Below are 15,643 nucleotides of genomic sequence, written 5' to 3'. Positions count from 1 at the left end.
GGTCTTTCAGCGCCGCTGAAAGACCAACAACGTTGGGCTCGACGTCACCTGCGGTTCGGCAGGAGTGGCGCCCGGCGCGGTGAAGTTGGCTGAGTGCGGCGGGTGCGGCGAGTGCGGCAGATGCGGTCGGGTGTGGTGGGGGTGGTCGGGCTCGCGCTGATCGCCGGGCCCGCACTCGCGCAGGCTGCGACGCCGCGCGTCGCTTCGCAGGCACGGTCGGCGCGGGATGGGTCCGCTGTCGCTCGAGTGGCCGGCGACGCGGCCGTCCTGTCCGACGGGCTGATCACGCGGCGCTGGTCGCTCACCGGAAATGAAGTACGCACCGTCGGGCTCGCCCGGGCCGACGGCCGCCAGCTCGCCCGGCCGGCTGCCGACTTCACGCTGAACCTCGACGGTGTTGCGACCTCGTCGACCCTCGGCTGGCAGCTCACCTCGGTCACGCCCGCGCGAGGCGACGGTACGGCGGAGCTCGTGTTCGACTACACGCTGCTGTCCGCGAGCCTGCCCAGCGGCGTCAGGCTCACCCGGACGTTTGCGTTGAAGCCGGGCCGCGCCGCGATGTCGGTCCACTCCACCCTGCACAGCGCGGTCGTCCCGCTGCGGGTGAGTGCGTACTCCCTCGACCAGATCTGCGCCAAGCGGCCGAACCAACCGGCCGAGGTGCTCGCCTACCACGAGGGGTCGGACTGGCGGCTGGACTTCCGCCACGTCAAGCGTCCCAAGGGGGCGTTCGACGACGAGGGCGAGACGCTGCGGGTCGGTGGCGGCGCCGGCTTCTTCTTGGTCAGCCAGCGGCGCGGCGGGCTGATGAGCCGGGCGCAGCGCAACGCCGACGGTACGGCGGCGATCGGCGTCGACTGGGCCCGCGACCTGTTCGACGCGGGGCCGTTGCTGGACAATCCGCCGAACTACAACACGATCGGCAACCCGCTCTACCCGGTCCCGGTCATCGCCCGGCTGGTGCGCCCCGGCGAGACCCTCGAGCTGGGTACGGCGTGGACCGGCGTGTACGCCGGGCCCAAGGGACAAGGCGACAACTCCGCCGCCGCGGTCCTCAACGCGGCATTCCCGTGGCACATCGACCAGACGATCGCCGCCAACTCCTTCCACCCGTGGGGACACGGCGCCGGCATGTCGGGTCCCAACCTGCAACGTCAGGTCGCGGCGGCTGGCCGTCTCGGCGACGAGCGCTACATGCTCGACGACCAGTGGCAGGGCGGCCCGGGCGGTGAGTCCGGCGACTGGCACTTCGACACGTCGCGGTTCCCCGAAGACGCCCACGGCGTACCGAGGTTCGTGACCTACCTGCATCGCCACCACATGCAGCTGGGCCTGTGGATGTCGCCGCTGGAGTTCAACATGAAGTCCCGGACCTACGCCCGACACCCGTTGTGGGCCTGTCTGCCCCTCGGCGACGTGACGGCACAGGTTCCCGACGATGCGGGCCTGGGCGCGTGGGATGCGACGAACCCCCAGTTCCAGGCCTACCTGCTCGGCGTCATCAACCGGCTGGTCAAGGACTACGACGTCCGCGAGTTCAAGTTCGACTACATGGCATGGCTGGACTGCGGCACGCACGACTACGCCGACTACGAGGACGCGTTCGTCGGACTGGTACGCCGCATGGAAGCGGCCCATCCCGACGTCACCTTCGAGCTGGACGAGACCAACGACCAGCGCGCCTGGCCGTTCGAGTCAGCCTCGCTCGGGCCGTCGTGGTTCGACAACAACCACAACCACGACGTCAACAGCGTCAGCGAGCTGCTGCACGACCTGTGGGAGGTGGCGCCGTGGATGCCGACCTCGACGATCGGCATCGGCACCTACGACAGCGGCTCCCTCGACGCCGGGCTGTCTGCGAACTACCTGATGCCCATCGCGCTGCTGTCGCACCCGACCTTCTGGACCGACTTCACCAAGCTCACACCGGTCCAGCGCCGGCAGACCCGCTGGTGGCTGACCTGGTTCGAGCGGCACCGCAGTGGCATCGGCCCGATGTTCTACGAGCTCACCCGCACCGACCCGCTCGCCGGCAAGGACTGGCTCGTGCTCCAGCCGTGGCGGGCCGGGTCGGGCTACGTTTTCGCGTTCCGGCAGAACACCATGCAGGCCAGCGTGCGCGTCCAGCTCCAAGGCGTGAGCCCGGCGACGACGTACGACGTGACCGACGTGCGCACCGGCAAGCTCCTCGCGCACGCGACCGGCGCGCAGCTTCGCACCGGGCTGACGGTCACGGCCTCGGCGGCGTACTCGGCGCGGGTGTTGCGGGTGGCGCCGGCCGGCTGACGCGCGGTGCGTCGAGGTCGTAGGGCCCCATCAGCACGAGCAGCGCGATCAGCGCGGTGACGACGATCGCCACCGTCAGGTTGACGCTGAACAGGTACGCGTCGTTGAGCACGCTGTGGGTGAAGGCAACCGAGTCCGCCGATCCGTGCAGGGCTTTCAGCACTCGTGCCGCGTTCAGCGTGGACAGCGTCAGCGAGAACACGCCTACCGTCCCGAGCACCACGTACGCCGGGATGTGGGTGACCCGCCGTCCGTCGCTGACCGGACGCGCCCGCCAGAGCAACACCACGGCGAGGCAGATCAGCGCGAAGCAGATCAGGACCGACCCGACCGCGTCGCTGGGTCGGTGCCAGCCGGCACTCTGCACGTCCGCGGCAACGGTCCACGAGTAGGACCCGGCGAGGATCGCGACGATGCCGCGGATCGCCGGCGGAGCGAGCACCACCAACGCGAACGCGCAGCCGATCGCGACCGCGGTGTGCCCGCTGGGGAAGGTGTTGGCGGAGCGCCCGGCATCGCTGGACACCAGGAACGGTCGGGTCAGCACGACCTTCTTGATGAAGTCGGTGCCGAGCAGGCTGATCAGCGCGGTCAGCGCGACGGTCACACCGAGCCGTGGCCGACGCCGCAGGCAGCCGACCGCGACCATCACCAGGAGGACGCCGACGAAGGCGTGCGTGTTGATCCGGGCGAGGAAGAACGCGTCGTGCACCCGCGAGGAGCTGCTCTGCTCCTTGGACCCGACGAGTGCTGCGTTGTCGAAGCGCTGCCCCAGTCGAGTCCGCACGATCAGCAGGTACGCCGCAGCCGCGAGCGCGGCGGCCAGACCTGCAGCGATCAGCAGCGGTCGCGTCAGCTCGCGGCCGCCGTCCGGCTTGCTCACCATCGCGCGGGCGGCTTCCGGTCCTGGATCGACTCACCCGGCGCGGGCGCCTTCGGCTCCTCGGGGATGACGATCGGTGACTCGGCATCGGGCACCTTGACCCTGCGCCAGATGTCACGCAGCGCCATCGGGACGATGAACAACCACAGCACCCCGAAGATGAAGAAGTCCGCGCTGACGAAGATTCCGAAGAGGGCTGGCGCGACGACCAGCACGGTAGCGACGATGCGACCGGCGGGGCCGAACGTGATCTCGGATCGCAGCCAGCGAGACCTGACCGGCTGCGTCACTCCGGCTCGAGGACGAACACCGGGATGACGCGGTCGGTCCACGACTGGTAGGCCTCGTAGTCGGGGTACGCCGCGACGCCGCGCGCCCACCACTGCGCCCGTTCGTCGCCGGTCACCTCCCGGGCGACCATGTCCCACTTCTGCGCACCGTCCTGGACCTCGACGTGCGGGTCGGCGCGCAGGTTGTTGACCCACACCGGGTTGTTCGGGTCGCCGCCCTTCGAGCCGATCGCGGCGTACTTGCCCTCGTGCTCGACCCGCATCACCGGGTTCTTGCGCAGCTTGCCGGTCTTCGCGCCCCGGCTCGTCACCACGATGACGGGGTAGTCGGTGTCGAGCAGGTTGGGCGCCTCGGCGCCACCGGAGCGCTCGTACTTCTCCACCTGGTCACGGACCCAGTCCCAGCTGCTCGGCTCGTACTCGCCTTCGAGCGGCATCAGCGCCTCACCGGCCGGGTCTTCGGCGACTGCCGCTCGGTGTGGGTCGGGTCGGTGACCACGACGTCTGCGAGGACGGTGTCGATCGCGGTCATGACGTGGGCGTCGAGCTTGACGCCGGCGGCTGCGACGTTGTCGACGATCTGCTCGGGTCGGGACGCACCGATGATCGCGCTCGACACGTTGGGGTTCTGCAACACCCACGCGATCGCCAGTTGTGCCATCGACAGGCCGCAGTCGGCGGCGATCGGGATCAGGCCCTGTACGGCGGTGAGTACGTCGTCGCGAAGCCAGTGCTGGACGTTGGTCGCTCCGCCGGCTTCATCAGTCGCCCGCGACCCGGCCGGCACCGGCTCGCCCGGCTTGTACTTCCCGGTCAGGACGCCCTGCGCGATCGGCGACCACACGATCTGGCCGATGCCCAGCCCGTCGCACGTCGGCACCACCTTGCCCTCGATGACCCGCCACAGCATCGAGTACTGCGGCTGATTCGACACGAACGGGATCTTCAGCTCGGTGGCGAGAGCGTGGCCGGCCCGGATCTGCTCGGCGGTCCACTCGGACACCCCGAAGTAGTGGATCTTGCCGCTGTGCACCAGGTCGGCGAAGACGCTCATCGTCTCCTCGAGCGGCGTCTCGTAGTCGTAGCGATGCACCTGGTAGAGGTCGATGTGGTCGGTCTGCAGACGCTTCAGCGACGCGTGGCAGGACTCCATGACGTGCTTGCGCGACAGCCCGCCGTCGTTCGGCCCGCCGGGCCCTGTCGGCGCGTAGACCTTGGTGAAGATTTCCAGCGACTCGCGTCGCTCGCCGGCCAACGCCTTGCCGAGGACGGTCTCGGCGCGGGTGTTGGCGTAGACGTCAGCGGTGTCGAAGGTGGTGATGCCGGACTCGATTGCCTGCTTCACGCAGGCGATCGCGGTGTCCTCCTCGACTTGCGAGCCGTGGGTGATCCAGTTGCCGTAGGAGATCTCCGAGATCTTCATCCCGGCCGATCCCAGCCGTCGAAACTCCATCCTTCGACCGTACCTGGCTAGGTGAGCGCTCCCTGAATGCATGCGCGCAGCGCGGCGTCGTCCGGTTCGACGAGCGGGCGGAAGCGGCCGAGCACCGAGCCGTCGCGTCCGACGACGAACTTCTCGAAGTTCCACTGGATGTCGCCGGCCTTGCCCTCGGCGTCCGCAGTGGCGGTGAGCTGTTCATAGAGCGGGTCGCGCCCGTCGCCGTTGACCTCGAGCTTCGCGGTCATCGGGAAGGACACGCCGTACGTCGTCGAGCAGAACGTGGCGATCTCCTCCGAGCTGCCCGGCTCCTGCTCGCCGAACTGGTTGCACGGCACTCCGATGACGGTGAAGCCGTCGCCACCGAGCTCGCGCTGCAACGCCTCGAGCTTCTCGTACTGCGGGGTCAGGCCGCACTTGCTGGCGACGTTGACGACGAGGGCGACGCGGTCACCGGCGATGTCGCCGAAGGTGCTCGGGTCACCCGCAAGCGTGGTCAGCGGGAGGTTACGCAGATCGGTCATGCCCCGATCCTGGCACGGCGCTAGTTGCGTGAGAACGGGACGTCGAAGCGGCGGTCGGCGGGGACGGCGGACAGCTGCCGGAGCAGGCCCGCTTCACGCATCAGCCAGGAGGCTTCGAGTGCGAGCCGCGCCGCGGCGTCGTACTGCTCGAGGAACTCCTGACGGTCGCTGACGCTCGCGATGACCGTCGCCGCGATCAGGTACGACAGGAGCCTCGGGTCGGCGGGCAGCTCCGGCGGTTCGAGGGCGGCGCCGTGCATGCGGGCGAGCTCGCTGCGGTAGCTGATGTAACGCTCGGTGACCACGGGCACCAGCGTCTCAGCGTCGCCCGCCGGCTCGGGCAGCCACTCGACGTCACCCCGTAGGTACGGCGCGGTGTCGTCGACGTCGAGCAGCCGGAACCGCCGGGTGCCGATGGTCTCCAGCTCGTAGGTCCCGTCAGGGCTGGGCCTGGTCGTCGCGACCTGTGCCACGCACCCGACCTCGTGCAGCGACTGGATGTTGCCGGCGCCGACCTCACGGCCTGCCTGGATGGCGACGACGCCGAACTGGCGGTCCTCCGGCGCAAGTTCGAGCAGGTCCGCCACCAGGCGCCGGTAGCGCTCCTCGAAGATGTGCAGCGGCAGCGGTGCGCCGGGCAACAGCACCGTCCCGAGCGGGAACAACGGGATGAGGTCCGCCACGTTTTCCACTATCCCGCGTCGATGCCTTCCACGGGGCTTCCGGCGTCCGTCGCCTGCCATCCCGCGGTGACCATCGCGGTCAACGACGCAGCGTGGTCGGCGGCTTGCCGGAGCACGACGCGGCGCGCTTCGTCGTCGTACTCCGCGACCGCGTCACCGCATCTGCCGTTCATGCCGGCCGGATGCGTGCGGGCCAGACCGCGCAGGTCAGCGGCGATGAAGGTCGGTCGCTGCGGCGGGTCGGCGGTCGCGGCTGCCAGCAGGTCGGTGACGCCGGTGAGCACCAGGAGGGAGGGCAGCCCGGCGCGGTTGGCACCCTCGATGTCGGTGTCGAGGCGGTCGCCGACCACGAGCGCCTTCTTCGCGCCGGTCCGCGCGACCGACTGCTCGAACAGCGTCCGCTCCGGCTTGCCTGCCACGACGGGCTGCTGTCCGGTTGCCGTGGTGACCAGGGCGGCCAGTGAGCCCATGCCGGGCAGCGCTCCGCGTGGCGTGGGGAGCGTCGCGTCGAGGTTGGAGGCCACGAACATCGCGCCGCGCCGGATTGCGACGGTCGCCTCGGCGAGGCGGGCGTAGTCGATCGTGGGGTCGTAGCCCATCACGACGGCCCGCGGATCGTCGTCCGCGGTGGGCACGACGCGCAGCCCGGCGGCCGTGACGGCGTCGCGCAGCGCGGCCGTCCCGGTGACCAGGACGGCGTCGCCGGGCGAGAGTCGTTCGGCGAGCAGCGCCGCCGCGGCCTGAGCGCCGGTCACGATCTCCTCGACGGTCGCGTCGAGGCCGTATCCGGCGAGCTGCGCCGCGACGTCGTCAGGAGAGCGGGACGCGTTGTTGGTGACGTAGGCCATCCGCATCCCGTCGCGACGAGCCGCGCTGAGCGCTTCGACGGCGTACGGCGCCGGCTCGTCGCCGAGGTAGACCACGCCGTCGAGGTCGAGCAGCGCCACGTCGAAGGTCTCGGTGAGCGCCGGCCCCCCGTGCAGGGCCGCGGTCAAGCGGACGGCGCGGTGGGGGTGCGCGGGATGGCGAGCGCCGTCAGCGCCCCCAGCGCGCACACCACGGCGGCGACGGCGAACGCGCGGTCGTAGCCGGAGGTCACCGCGGACGCGCCGCTCACGACCAGCTGCGGGGTGTAGCGCACCGTGTTGGCGGCCAGCAGCGAGTGGGTGCGGTCGGTCGCCACCGTCGCAAGCGCGGCGAGCCCGATGCACCCGCCCACCTGCCGGGCGGTGTTGAGCAGGCCGGACGCCAGACCCGCCTGCGTCCAGTGCACGCCCGCGGTCGCCGCGGTGGCAAGCGGGGTGAACGACAGGCCCATGCCGAAGGAGATCAGCAGCGTCCCGCCGAGCACCCCGCCGGCGTAGCTGCTGGTTGCGCTCAGCTGCGTCAGCCAGCCGAACCCGACGGCTGACAGGCCGAGCCCGATGACCAGCATCACTCGCGGTCCGAGCCGCCCGATGATCGCGCCGGCCAGCCGGGCGCCGACGATGATCGCTGCGCTCATCGGCAGGAACAGCAGCCCCGCGCGCAGCGGCCCGTTGCCTTTGACGTCCTGGAGGTAGAGCGACAGGAAGTACCACATCGAGAAGAACGCGACGCCGAGCAGCAGCATCGTGAGGTCGGCTGCGGTGACGCTGCGGTTGCCGAACAAGTTCAACGGCATGAGCGGGGCCTTCACCCGCGTCTGGGTCACGACGAACGCGCCGAGGATCGCCACGGCCGCGACGAGCAGACCGATCGTCCGGACGGACCCCCACGGGTGTACGTCGGTGCCGACGATCGCGTAGACCAGCAGCGCGAGACCGCCGGTGACCAGGATCGCGCCGGGGATGTCGAGCGAGCGCTCCGCGTCGGGGCGGCGCCGCTCGGACAGCACGCTCAGCGCAGCGAACACGGTGGCCGCGCCGATCGGGATGTTGACATAGAAGACCCAGCGCCACGACAGCTCGGAGGTCAGTACCCCGCCGAGGATCACGCCGGCCGCGCCGCCGAGGCCGGAGACCGAGCTCCACGCCGCAAGTGCCCGATGGCGCGGCGGCCCCTCCCCGAACGTCGTCATGATGATCGTGAGGGTCGCCGGTGACAGGACCGCGCCGCCGAGGCCTTGGACGGCGCGGGCCGCGGTCAGCTCACCGGAGCTTTGCGCCAGGCCGCCGAGCAGGCTGGCCAGCGAGAACAGCAGCAGCCCGCCGATGAAGACCCGGCGACGGCCGAACAGGTCGGCCAGCCGGCCACCGAGCAGCAGGAAGCCGGCGAAGGTCAGCACGTAGGCGTTGACGACCCACTGCAGGCCGGTGGCTGAGTAGTGCAGGTCGTCGCCGATGTGCGGGAGCGCGACGTTCACGATCGAGACGTCGAGCACCACCATGAACTGCGCGATGCAGGCGATCGCGAGGATCAGGTTGTCGGCACGATGCTGCTCGGCGGAATGGGGAGCGGTCGGCCCTGGGCCGACAGGGGAGTGCTCCGCTGCGACGGACGTGCCCTCAGCAGCGGGTGCCACCTCCGCCATCAGCGGATGCGGCGCGCGGTCAACGGACGCGCGAGCGCGCGGCGCGGTCTTCGCGAAGCTTCGCGAGTGCCTCTTCGAGCAGGACGTCGCCCTCGGCCATCGTGCGGCGCATCATCAGGAACTCGAAGGGAGTCTTGGGGGGACCGCCTGCCATCCGCTCCCGCGGCGGCGGGGCGTCCTGCTCGGGTCCCGCCGGCTGCCCGCAGACCTGGCATGCCCAGGTCTGCGGGAGCTCGACGTGCAGTGCAAAAGCCGGCTTGCTCTCGTGGCCGGCGTGGCACCAGTAGGAGACCTGCCGACGTGGCTCGACGACGCCGCCGCGGTCGACCTCAGAACCCGGCGCACCGCCGAGGCGGCCGCCACGAATCGTGGACCGTCGTGACCCCATCGCTTGCCTGTCTCCTTACCGGTTGCCAGTGAAAGGGACTCAGAGAGCCCGGACGTTCTCCGCCTGCGGACCCTTCTGGCCCTGCGTCACGTCGAACTCGACGTTCTGACCCTCGTCGAGGGTGCGGTAGCCGTTGCCCTGAATCGCGCTGAAGTGAACGAAAACGTCCGCGCTGCCGTCGCCGGGGGCGATGAAGCCGTAGCCCTTCTCAGCGTTGAACCACTTGACGGTGCCCTGAGCCATGAAACTTGATCCTTAACTGCTCGCCCCGAATGGGACTTGGTCGACGCGGTGCTCTCGAATGACAGCGGACAAGCGCGTGGAAGTTTCCCGCCATACAACGAGAACCCGACCTCGGGAAAAAGGCTAACACCGCAGATCGGATCGGACTAGCCACCAGACACAAGCACGTCGGCGGCTTCGGGTGGCGGGGTCGGGTCGAGCGCGGACTCCCGCCAGCCGTCGGGGAGCGCGACCTTGCGGGGCCCGTTGCTGTGACCACGGACGATCCGTTCGCCGCCCGCCGGCAGCTCGGCGTCCCGGCCGACCCGGTCGAGCATGGCGTCGAGCATCCCGTCGAGCTCGGCAAGCGACGAGGTCTGTGCCAGATCGCGTCGGGCCAGGCCGCCGACCGGGTAGCCGGCGAGGTACCAGCTCACGTGCTTGCGGAAGTCGCGTACGCCGAGGAACTCGTCCCCGAGCGTCTCGACCAGCAGCCGGACGTGGCGGCGCATGACCTCGACGACGACGCCGAGCCGGGGCGGCGGCGCGACCTCCCTCCCGGCGTAGGCGTCGGCGAGGTCGCGGAACAGCCACGGCTTGCCGAGACAGCCGCGGCCGACGACGACCCCGTCGCAGCCGGTCTCGCGCATCATCTGCATGCCGTCGTCGGCGACCCAGATGTCGCCGTTGCCGAGGACCGGCACGTCGGGAACGGCGGCCTTGAGCCGCGTGATCGCAGACCAGTCGGCGTGTCCGGAGTAGAGCTGCTCCGCGGTGCGGGCGTGCAGGGCGACGGCGGCCACCCCCTCGTCGGCGGCGATCCGGCCGGCGTCGAGATAGGTGATCGAGTCCGCGTCGACGCCGATGCGCATCTTCACCGTGACCGGCACGCCCCCGGCGCCGGCGACGGCTGATCGCACCAGGTCGGTGAACAGCACCCGGTGCATCGGCAGGGCCGCGCCGCCGCCGAGCTTGGTCACCTTGGGCACCGGGCAGCCCATGTTGAGGTCGATGTGATGGACGCCGTGATCGAGCAGGATGTCGACCGCCCGGCCGACCACGTGCGGGTCGACCCCGTAGAGCTGAATGCTGCGGACGTCCTCGTCGGGACCGAACGCCAGCATCTTGAAGGTTCGCTCGCTGCCCTCGACGAGGGCGCGCGCGGAGACCATCTCGCTGACGTAGAGGCCGGCGCCGAAGGACCGGCACAGCGTGCGGAAGGCGGAGTTCGTCACCCCCGCCATCGGGGCGAGCACGACCGGCGGGGTGACCGGGATCGGGCCGATGGCCAGGCCGGCCTCGGTCACTGCCACAGCGTCACGATCCCGACTCCGAGCTCGGCCAGCAGCCGGCGTACGACGGGCAGCGACAACCCGATCACGTTGCTCGGATCACCTTCGATCCGGTCGATGAAGGGCGCGGCACGCCCGTCGAGTGTGAAGGCGCCGGCCACCTCGAGCGGCTCGCCCGACGCGACGTACGCGGCGATCTCCTCGTCGGAGGCGTCGGCGAAGTGCACCGTGGTCGACCCCAGGCCGCTCGCAGACTTGCCGGTGTCGGCATCGATGAGGTGGTGGCCGGTCAGCAAGGTGCCGGCGCGGCCACGCATCTGTTGCCAGCGCGCCGTCGCCGCCTCCGCGGTGCCGGGCTTGCCGAGCGCCGCCCCGTCGAGCACCAGCGTGGAGTCCGCCCCGAGGACGAGCGTGGCGGGGGCCGGCTGACCGACTGCCACCGCCTCGGCCTTGAGCCTGGCCAGCTCCAGCACCATGGCCTCGGGGTCCTCGGTCGGCACTGCGCTCTCGTCGACGCCGCTCACCGTCACCGTGGGCTCGATCCCGGCGTCGCGCAGCAGCCGGAGCCGGGCAGGCGAGGCCGAGGCGAGGATCAGCGTTCGGCGGCGGGACACAACTAGATGCAAGCATGGCAGGATCGGACGTAGTGCTCGTTGGAGCTCGTCCGCTCGGAGGTCTGGCAATGACACAGCTGGCTGCGCACGGAACGATCGCGATCCCGGAAGCCACCTCGACGCAGCAGGCCACCTCGATCGAAGCCTGTGACGCGGCGGTCGCCGACCTGGCGGCCCACGCCAAGAGCTGGTTCGAGGAGCCGGCCGTCGACATGATCGGGCTGCTCGAACGCCTCAACGACTCGGTGCTGACCTTCGCCGAGGAGTGGGTCCGGGTCTCCTGCGAGGCCAAGCACTACTCGGTCAGCGACCCGTTGGCGGCCGAGGACTGGACCAGCGTGATGATCACCGGGCGCTACCTGCGGATGCTGCAGCTCGCGCTGACCGACATCGCCGCCGGTCGCAAGCCGAGCTTCCCCGGTACGCCGCATCCGGTGCTCGGCGGGCACCAGGCGATCCCGGCCTTCCCGGTCGACGCGTTCGACAAGGTCGGCTTCTCCGGGTTCACCGCCGACGTGTGGTTGCGACGCGGCGTCACGGCGGCGCAGGCGGTCGAGCATCAGGCGCAGGCGTGGTTCGGCGGCGGGTCACCCGCGGTGTCCCTCGTGCTGGGTGCGGGAAACCAGTCCTCGATCCCGATCACGGACGCGCTCGACAAGCTCTTCGTCGGGCGGCACGTCGTCTTGCTCAAGATGAACCCGGTCAACGACTACGCCGGTCCGATCTTCGAGAAGGTCTGCGCCGAGCTGATCGACCGCGGCGTGCTGCGCATCGTGTACGGCGGCGCCGAGGTCGGCTCCCACCTGGTCCGCCACGACGACGTGACCGACGTCCACGTGACGGGTTCGGACAAGACCTTCGAGGCGATCGTGTTCGGCACCGGGCCGGAAGGCCTCACCCGCAAGGCGGCGAACGACCCGCTGGTCACCAAGCCGGTGACCGGAGAGCTCGGCAACGTCTCGCCCGTCATCGTGGTGCCGGGTCCGTGGACGGCGAAGGACGTCAGCTTCCAAGCGCAGAACATCGCCGCGATGCTGACCAACAACGCCGGCTTCAACTGCATCGCGCTGCGCGCCCTGATCACCTCGAACTCGTGGGAGCAGCGCAACGCGCTGCTGGACGCGATGAAGTCGACGTTGAAGGACACCGCGGACCGCTACGCCTATTACCCCGGCGCCCGCGCGCGGTGGGACGCGTTCGTGGACGCGCACCCGGACGCGCAGCGCTTCGGCGAGGAGGCCAACGGCTGCGTGCCGTGGACGATGATCCCCGGACTGCGCCCGGGCTCCTCGGACGAGATCGCCTTCACGACGGAGGCGTTCAACGGCGTCTTCGGCGAGGTCGGCATCGACGCGGACAACACGGTGGACTTCATTCGCAAGGCGGTCGAGTTCGCCAACGAGGGCCTGTGGGGGACTCTCGGCGCCACGATCGTCGTACACCCGAAGTCGATGAAGGACCCGGCGGTGGCCGACGCGGTCGAGCAAGCCATCGCGGACCTTCGCTACGGGACGATCGGCGTGAACCACTGGTCGGCCGTCGGCTTCCTGCTCGGTACGACGCCGTGGGGCGCCTACCCGGGTCACACGATCGACGACGTGCAGTCCGGCATCGGCTTCGTGCACAACTCGCTCATGCTCGCCGAACCGGACATCGAGAAGACCGTCGTACGCGGTCCGTTCCGGATGCCGATCAAGCCGATGTGGTTCGCCAGCCACAAGACCGCCCACAAAGCCAGCGAGCTGGCTGCGAAGCTGATGGCCAAGCCGTCGTGGGGCAAGGTTCCGGGTCTGGTCACAACTGCGCTTCGGGGATAGGGAGAGCACACGTTGAATCGCGTCGCTTCGGGGTTGGCGGCGCTGGCCGCGGCGAGTCTTGCGCTGGCCGGCTGCGGGAGCTCCAGCTCGGGCGGGAGCACGGCGACGACCGGCAACCCGACGGGCACTGCCCAGACGTCCGCCATCGCCGGCTGCGCCCCGGGCACGCTGCAGACGGTGTCGCCGGGCAACATCACGATCGGGGTGGACCAGCCCGTCTACCCGCCGTGGTTCAACGACAACAACACGCCGACCGACGGCAACGGGTTCGAGAGCGCGGTCGACCTCGCCATCGCCAAGGAGCTCGGCTACACGACCTCGCAGATCAAGGTGAAGCGCATCACGTTCACCCAGGCGATCGGCCCGGGTGCGCGCAGCTTCGACTTCGACCTGGACGAGTTCACGATCAACGCCGGCCGGGAGAAGGCTGTCGACTTCTCCACGCCGTACTACAACGTCGCGGAGGCGGTCGTCGCGATGAAGGGCACGAAGGCGGCGTCGGTCACCACGTTCGCCGGCCTCCAGTCGCTCAAGCTCGGCGCGCAGTCGGGCAGCACCGACCAGCAGACGATCAGCGACGTGATCAAGCCGTCGGGGAGCGCCTTCTTCGGCTCCAACGCGCTCGCCGTACAGGCGCTGAAGAACGGCCAGATCGACGGTCTCGTCGTCGACCTGCCGACGGCGTTCTACATCACTTCGGCTCAGGTCAAGGGCAGCGTCATCGTCGGCCAGCTCGCTCCCGGTCCCAACCCTGAGCAGTTCGGTGCGCTGCTGGCGAAGGACAGCCCGCTGACCTCGTGCGTGAGCAAGGCGGTGCAGGCGTTGCAGGCGAGCGGGCAGCTGGCCGCGATCCAGCAGAAGTGGCTCGCACAGGAAGGCGACGCGCCTGTCCTTCAGTAGCGACGCTGCGCTCTCGGACAAGGAGAAATGGCGCCGGGAGTACCGCCGCGGGCAGCAGCGGCGCTCGACGCTCGTGGCGGTGGTCAGCACGCTGGTCGTGGCGGTCGCAGCCTGGCTCGGCGTCACTCACGCTCCTGGGTGGCACGACGCGAAGGCGACGTTCTTCTCAGGGCATTCGTTCCGTCATGACACGCCTGCGGTTGCCAGGGGACTGCTCATCGACTTGAAGATCCTCGCGGTCGTGGTGCCGTGCGTGTTGGTGCTCGGACTGATCGTCGCCACCATGAGGACCTCGGTGAGCCCGGTGCTCGCGCCGCTGCGGGTGGCCGGTGCCCTGTTCGTCGACCTGTTCCGCGGTTGCCCGATGATCCTGCTGCTGATCTTGTTCGCCGTAGGCATCCCGTCGCTGCGGCTGCACGGCCTCACCAACTCGGCGGAGGTGTGGGGGGCGATCGCGATCATTTTGTCCTACGCCGCCTTCGTCACCGAGGACTTCCGCGCCGGCATCCTGTCGGTTCACCCCAGTCAGCGTGCCGCCGCTCGCTCGCTCGGCCTGAGCTCGTTCCAGACGCTGCGCCTGGTCGTGCTGCCGCAGGCCATCCGCAACGTCGTACCCGTCCTGCTGAACGAGTTCGTGTCGTTGCAGCGGGACGTCGGGCTGGTCGGAATCGTCGGCGCAGCCGTAGACGCGGTTCAGCAGGCGACCATCGACTACGAGGGCAACTTCAACTTCACTCCCGTCGTGATCGCGGCGCTGCTGTTCATGGTCCTTGCGATCCCGAGCGGGCGACTTGCGGACCGGTACACGATTCGCGCTGCTCAGCGTCAGCAGGCGGGTGGTGTCGTGTGACGGCGGTGCTCGAGGTGCGCGGCGTACGCAAGCGCTACGGCGACACCCGCGTGCTCAACGGCGTCGACCTCACGGTCGACGAAGGTCAGGTCGTCGTGCTGATCGGCGGGTCGGGGTCCGGCAAGTCGACCTTGCTGCGTTGCATCAACCTGCTCGAGGTGGTGACGGACGGCGAGATCCTGCTCGACGGCGAGGAGATCACCGACCCGCGCATCGACGTCGACGCGATCCGGCGCCGGATCGGTGTGGTCTTCCAGGCCTACAACCTGTTCCCGCACATGACGGCCCTGCGCAACGTCGCGCTTGGCCCGCGAGTGGTCGGCCGGATGTCACGGGCCGAAGCCGCACAGCGCGCTCGGTCGCTGATCGAGCGGGTCGGACTGGGGGACAAGGCGTCGTCGTACCCGGACCGGCTCTCCGGTGGCCAGCAGCAGCGCATCGCGATTGCGCGTGCGTTGGCGAACGAGCCGCGGTTGCTGCTGCTCGACGAGGTCACCAGCGCTCTCGACCCCGAGCTGGTCGGCGAAGTCCTCGATCTCATCGGCGAGCTGAAGGCGGGCGGCATGACCATCCTGATGGCGACCCACGAGATGGGGTTCGCTCGCCGGGTGGCCGACCAGGTCTGCTTCCTCGCCGACGGCGTGGTCGCGGAAACCGGGCCGCCCGAGCAGGTGCTCGGGTCGCCGACCCATCCGAGGCTGAAGCAGTTCCTGTCCCGCGTGCTCACCCACTAGGACACGCGATGGCCGTTTGACGACCTTCTAACGTCGTTGAACGGCAATGACCCTTGAGCTCGTCGGCGCGGACTTGCCGTCAGGGTATGAAGGACACATGACGCTTCCCACTCGAGTTCTCGGCCGTGACAGCGCACTGACCGTCTCGATGCAGGGTCTTGGCTGCATGGGGATGTCGCAGTCCTACGGGAAGGCCGACCCGGAGGAGTC

Annotated in this window: 17 protein-coding genes; 5 read left to right on the top strand and 12 right to left on the bottom strand. The window is 69.6% G+C overall.

All coding sequences use genetic code 11. The features are described 5' to 3' along the window. Nucleotides 1-120: 120 nt before the first annotated feature. Complete coding sequence (locus VG899_16575; GenBank protein ID HWA67981.1) at nt 121-2,286, top strand: alpha-galactosidase; 2,166 nt, start codon at nt 121-123, stop codon at nt 2,284-2,286. Here VG899_16575 and VG899_16570 read toward each other — a convergent pair. The 12 genes from VG899_16570 to VG899_16515 form a co-directional block, all read right to left on the bottom strand. Next, nucleotides 2,231-3,172 (bottom strand): phosphatase PAP2 family protein, encoded by a 942-nt coding sequence (locus VG899_16570; GenBank protein HWA67980.1) that lies wholly within the window; start codon nt 3,170-3,172, stop codon nt 2,231-2,233. The genes VG899_16575 and VG899_16570 overlap by 56 nt on opposite strands. Further along, nucleotides 3,166-3,459: a hypothetical protein gene (locus VG899_16565; protein ID HWA67979.1), complete on the bottom strand. Its 294-nt coding sequence runs from the start codon at nt 3,457-3,459 to the stop codon at nt 3,166-3,168. Before VG899_16565 ends, VG899_16570 begins: the two co-directional genes overlap by 7 nt. Further along, entirely contained in the window at nt 3,456-3,896 is a 441-nt protein-coding gene (locus tag VG899_16560) for a nitroreductase family deazaflavin-dependent oxidoreductase (protein ID HWA67978.1), read from the bottom strand. The genes VG899_16565 and VG899_16560 overlap by 4 nt, the downstream gene beginning before the upstream one ends. Beyond that, nucleotides 3,896-4,912 carry an aldo/keto reductase family protein gene (locus tag VG899_16555; GenBank protein ID HWA67977.1) on the bottom strand — a complete coding sequence of 339 codons (1,017 nt, stop codon included), beginning with the start codon at nt 4,910-4,912 and terminating at the stop codon, nt 3,896-3,898. The genes VG899_16560 and VG899_16555 overlap by 1 nt, the downstream gene beginning before the upstream one ends. A gap of 17 nt (nt 4,913-4,929) precedes the next feature. Then, a complete protein-coding gene (locus VG899_16550) occupies nt 4,930-5,421 on the bottom strand; it encodes a glutathione peroxidase (GenBank protein HWA67976.1) in 492 nt (163 codons plus the stop codon). 20 nt (nt 5,422-5,441) lie between these two features. Beyond that, nucleotides 5,442-6,104 carry an LON peptidase substrate-binding domain-containing protein gene (locus VG899_16545; protein ID HWA67975.1) on the bottom strand — a complete coding sequence of 221 codons (663 nt, stop codon included), beginning with the start codon at nt 6,102-6,104 and terminating at the stop codon, nt 5,442-5,444. Nucleotides 6,105-6,112: 8 nt separating this feature from the next. Continuing rightward, nucleotides 6,113-7,099 carry an HAD-IIA family hydrolase gene (locus tag VG899_16540; GenBank protein ID HWA67974.1) on the bottom strand — a complete coding sequence of 329 codons (987 nt, stop codon included), beginning with the start codon at nt 7,097-7,099 and terminating at the stop codon, nt 6,113-6,115. After that, on the bottom strand, nt 7,096-8,616 hold the full coding sequence (locus tag VG899_16535; protein ID HWA67973.1) for an MFS transporter: 1,521 nt from the start codon (nt 8,614-8,616) through the stop codon (nt 7,096-7,098). The genes VG899_16540 and VG899_16535 overlap by 4 nt, the downstream gene beginning before the upstream one ends. 19 nt (nt 8,617-8,635) lie before the next feature. Further along, nucleotides 8,636-9,004, bottom strand: a complete 369-nt coding sequence (locus VG899_16530) for an RNA polymerase-binding protein RbpA (protein ID HWA67972.1) — start codon at nt 9,002-9,004, stop codon at nt 8,636-8,638. 39 nt (nt 9,005-9,043) lie between these two features. Beyond that, nucleotides 9,044-9,247 (bottom strand): cold-shock protein, encoded by a 204-nt coding sequence (locus VG899_16525; protein HWA67971.1) that lies wholly within the window; start codon nt 9,245-9,247, stop codon nt 9,044-9,046. Between the two features lie 146 nt (nt 9,248-9,393). Next, nucleotides 9,394-10,539: a tRNA dihydrouridine synthase DusB gene (gene dusB / locus VG899_16520; GenBank protein HWA67970.1), complete on the bottom strand. Its 1,146-nt coding sequence runs from the start codon at nt 10,537-10,539 to the stop codon at nt 9,394-9,396. After that, a complete protein-coding gene (locus tag VG899_16515; GenBank protein HWA67969.1) occupies nt 10,530-11,132 on the bottom strand; it encodes a nucleoside triphosphate pyrophosphatase in 603 nt (200 codons plus the stop codon). The genes dusB and VG899_16515 overlap by 10 nt, the downstream gene beginning before the upstream one ends. Nucleotides 11,133-11,200: 68 nt before the next feature. Here VG899_16515 and VG899_16510 point away from each other — a divergent pair, with 68 nt between their 5' ends. The 4 genes from VG899_16510 to VG899_16495 all read left to right on the top strand — a co-directional run bounded on the left by VG899_16510 (nt 11,201) and on the right by VG899_16495 (nt 15,433). Beyond that, nucleotides 11,201-12,949: an aldehyde dehydrogenase family protein gene (locus VG899_16510; protein ID HWA67968.1), complete on the top strand. Its 1,749-nt coding sequence runs from the start codon at nt 11,201-11,203 to the stop codon at nt 12,947-12,949. A 12-nt stretch (nt 12,950-12,961) separates the two neighbouring features. After that, nucleotides 12,962-13,849 carry a transporter substrate-binding domain-containing protein gene (locus tag VG899_16505; protein HWA67967.1) on the top strand — a complete coding sequence of 296 codons (888 nt, stop codon included), beginning with the start codon at nt 12,962-12,964 and terminating at the stop codon, nt 13,847-13,849. A gap of 79 nt (nt 13,850-13,928) precedes the next feature. Beyond that, nucleotides 13,929-14,699: an ABC transporter permease subunit gene (locus VG899_16500; GenBank protein ID HWA67966.1), complete on the top strand. Its 771-nt coding sequence runs from the start codon at nt 13,929-13,931 to the stop codon at nt 14,697-14,699. After that, on the top strand, nt 14,696-15,433 hold the full coding sequence (locus VG899_16495; protein HWA67965.1) for an amino acid ABC transporter ATP-binding protein: 738 nt from the start codon (nt 14,696-14,698) through the stop codon (nt 15,431-15,433). The genes VG899_16500 and VG899_16495 overlap by 4 nt, the downstream gene beginning before the upstream one ends. Nucleotides 15,434-15,643 lie beyond the last annotated feature (210 nt).

The organism is Mycobacteriales bacterium, assembly GCA_035550055.1.
GTDB lineage: Bacteria > Actinomycetota > Actinomycetes > JAFAQI01 > JAFAQI01 > DASZTV01.
Note: the sequence above shows the minus strand (reverse complement) of the source record. Positions and strands in the feature narration are given on the sequence as shown.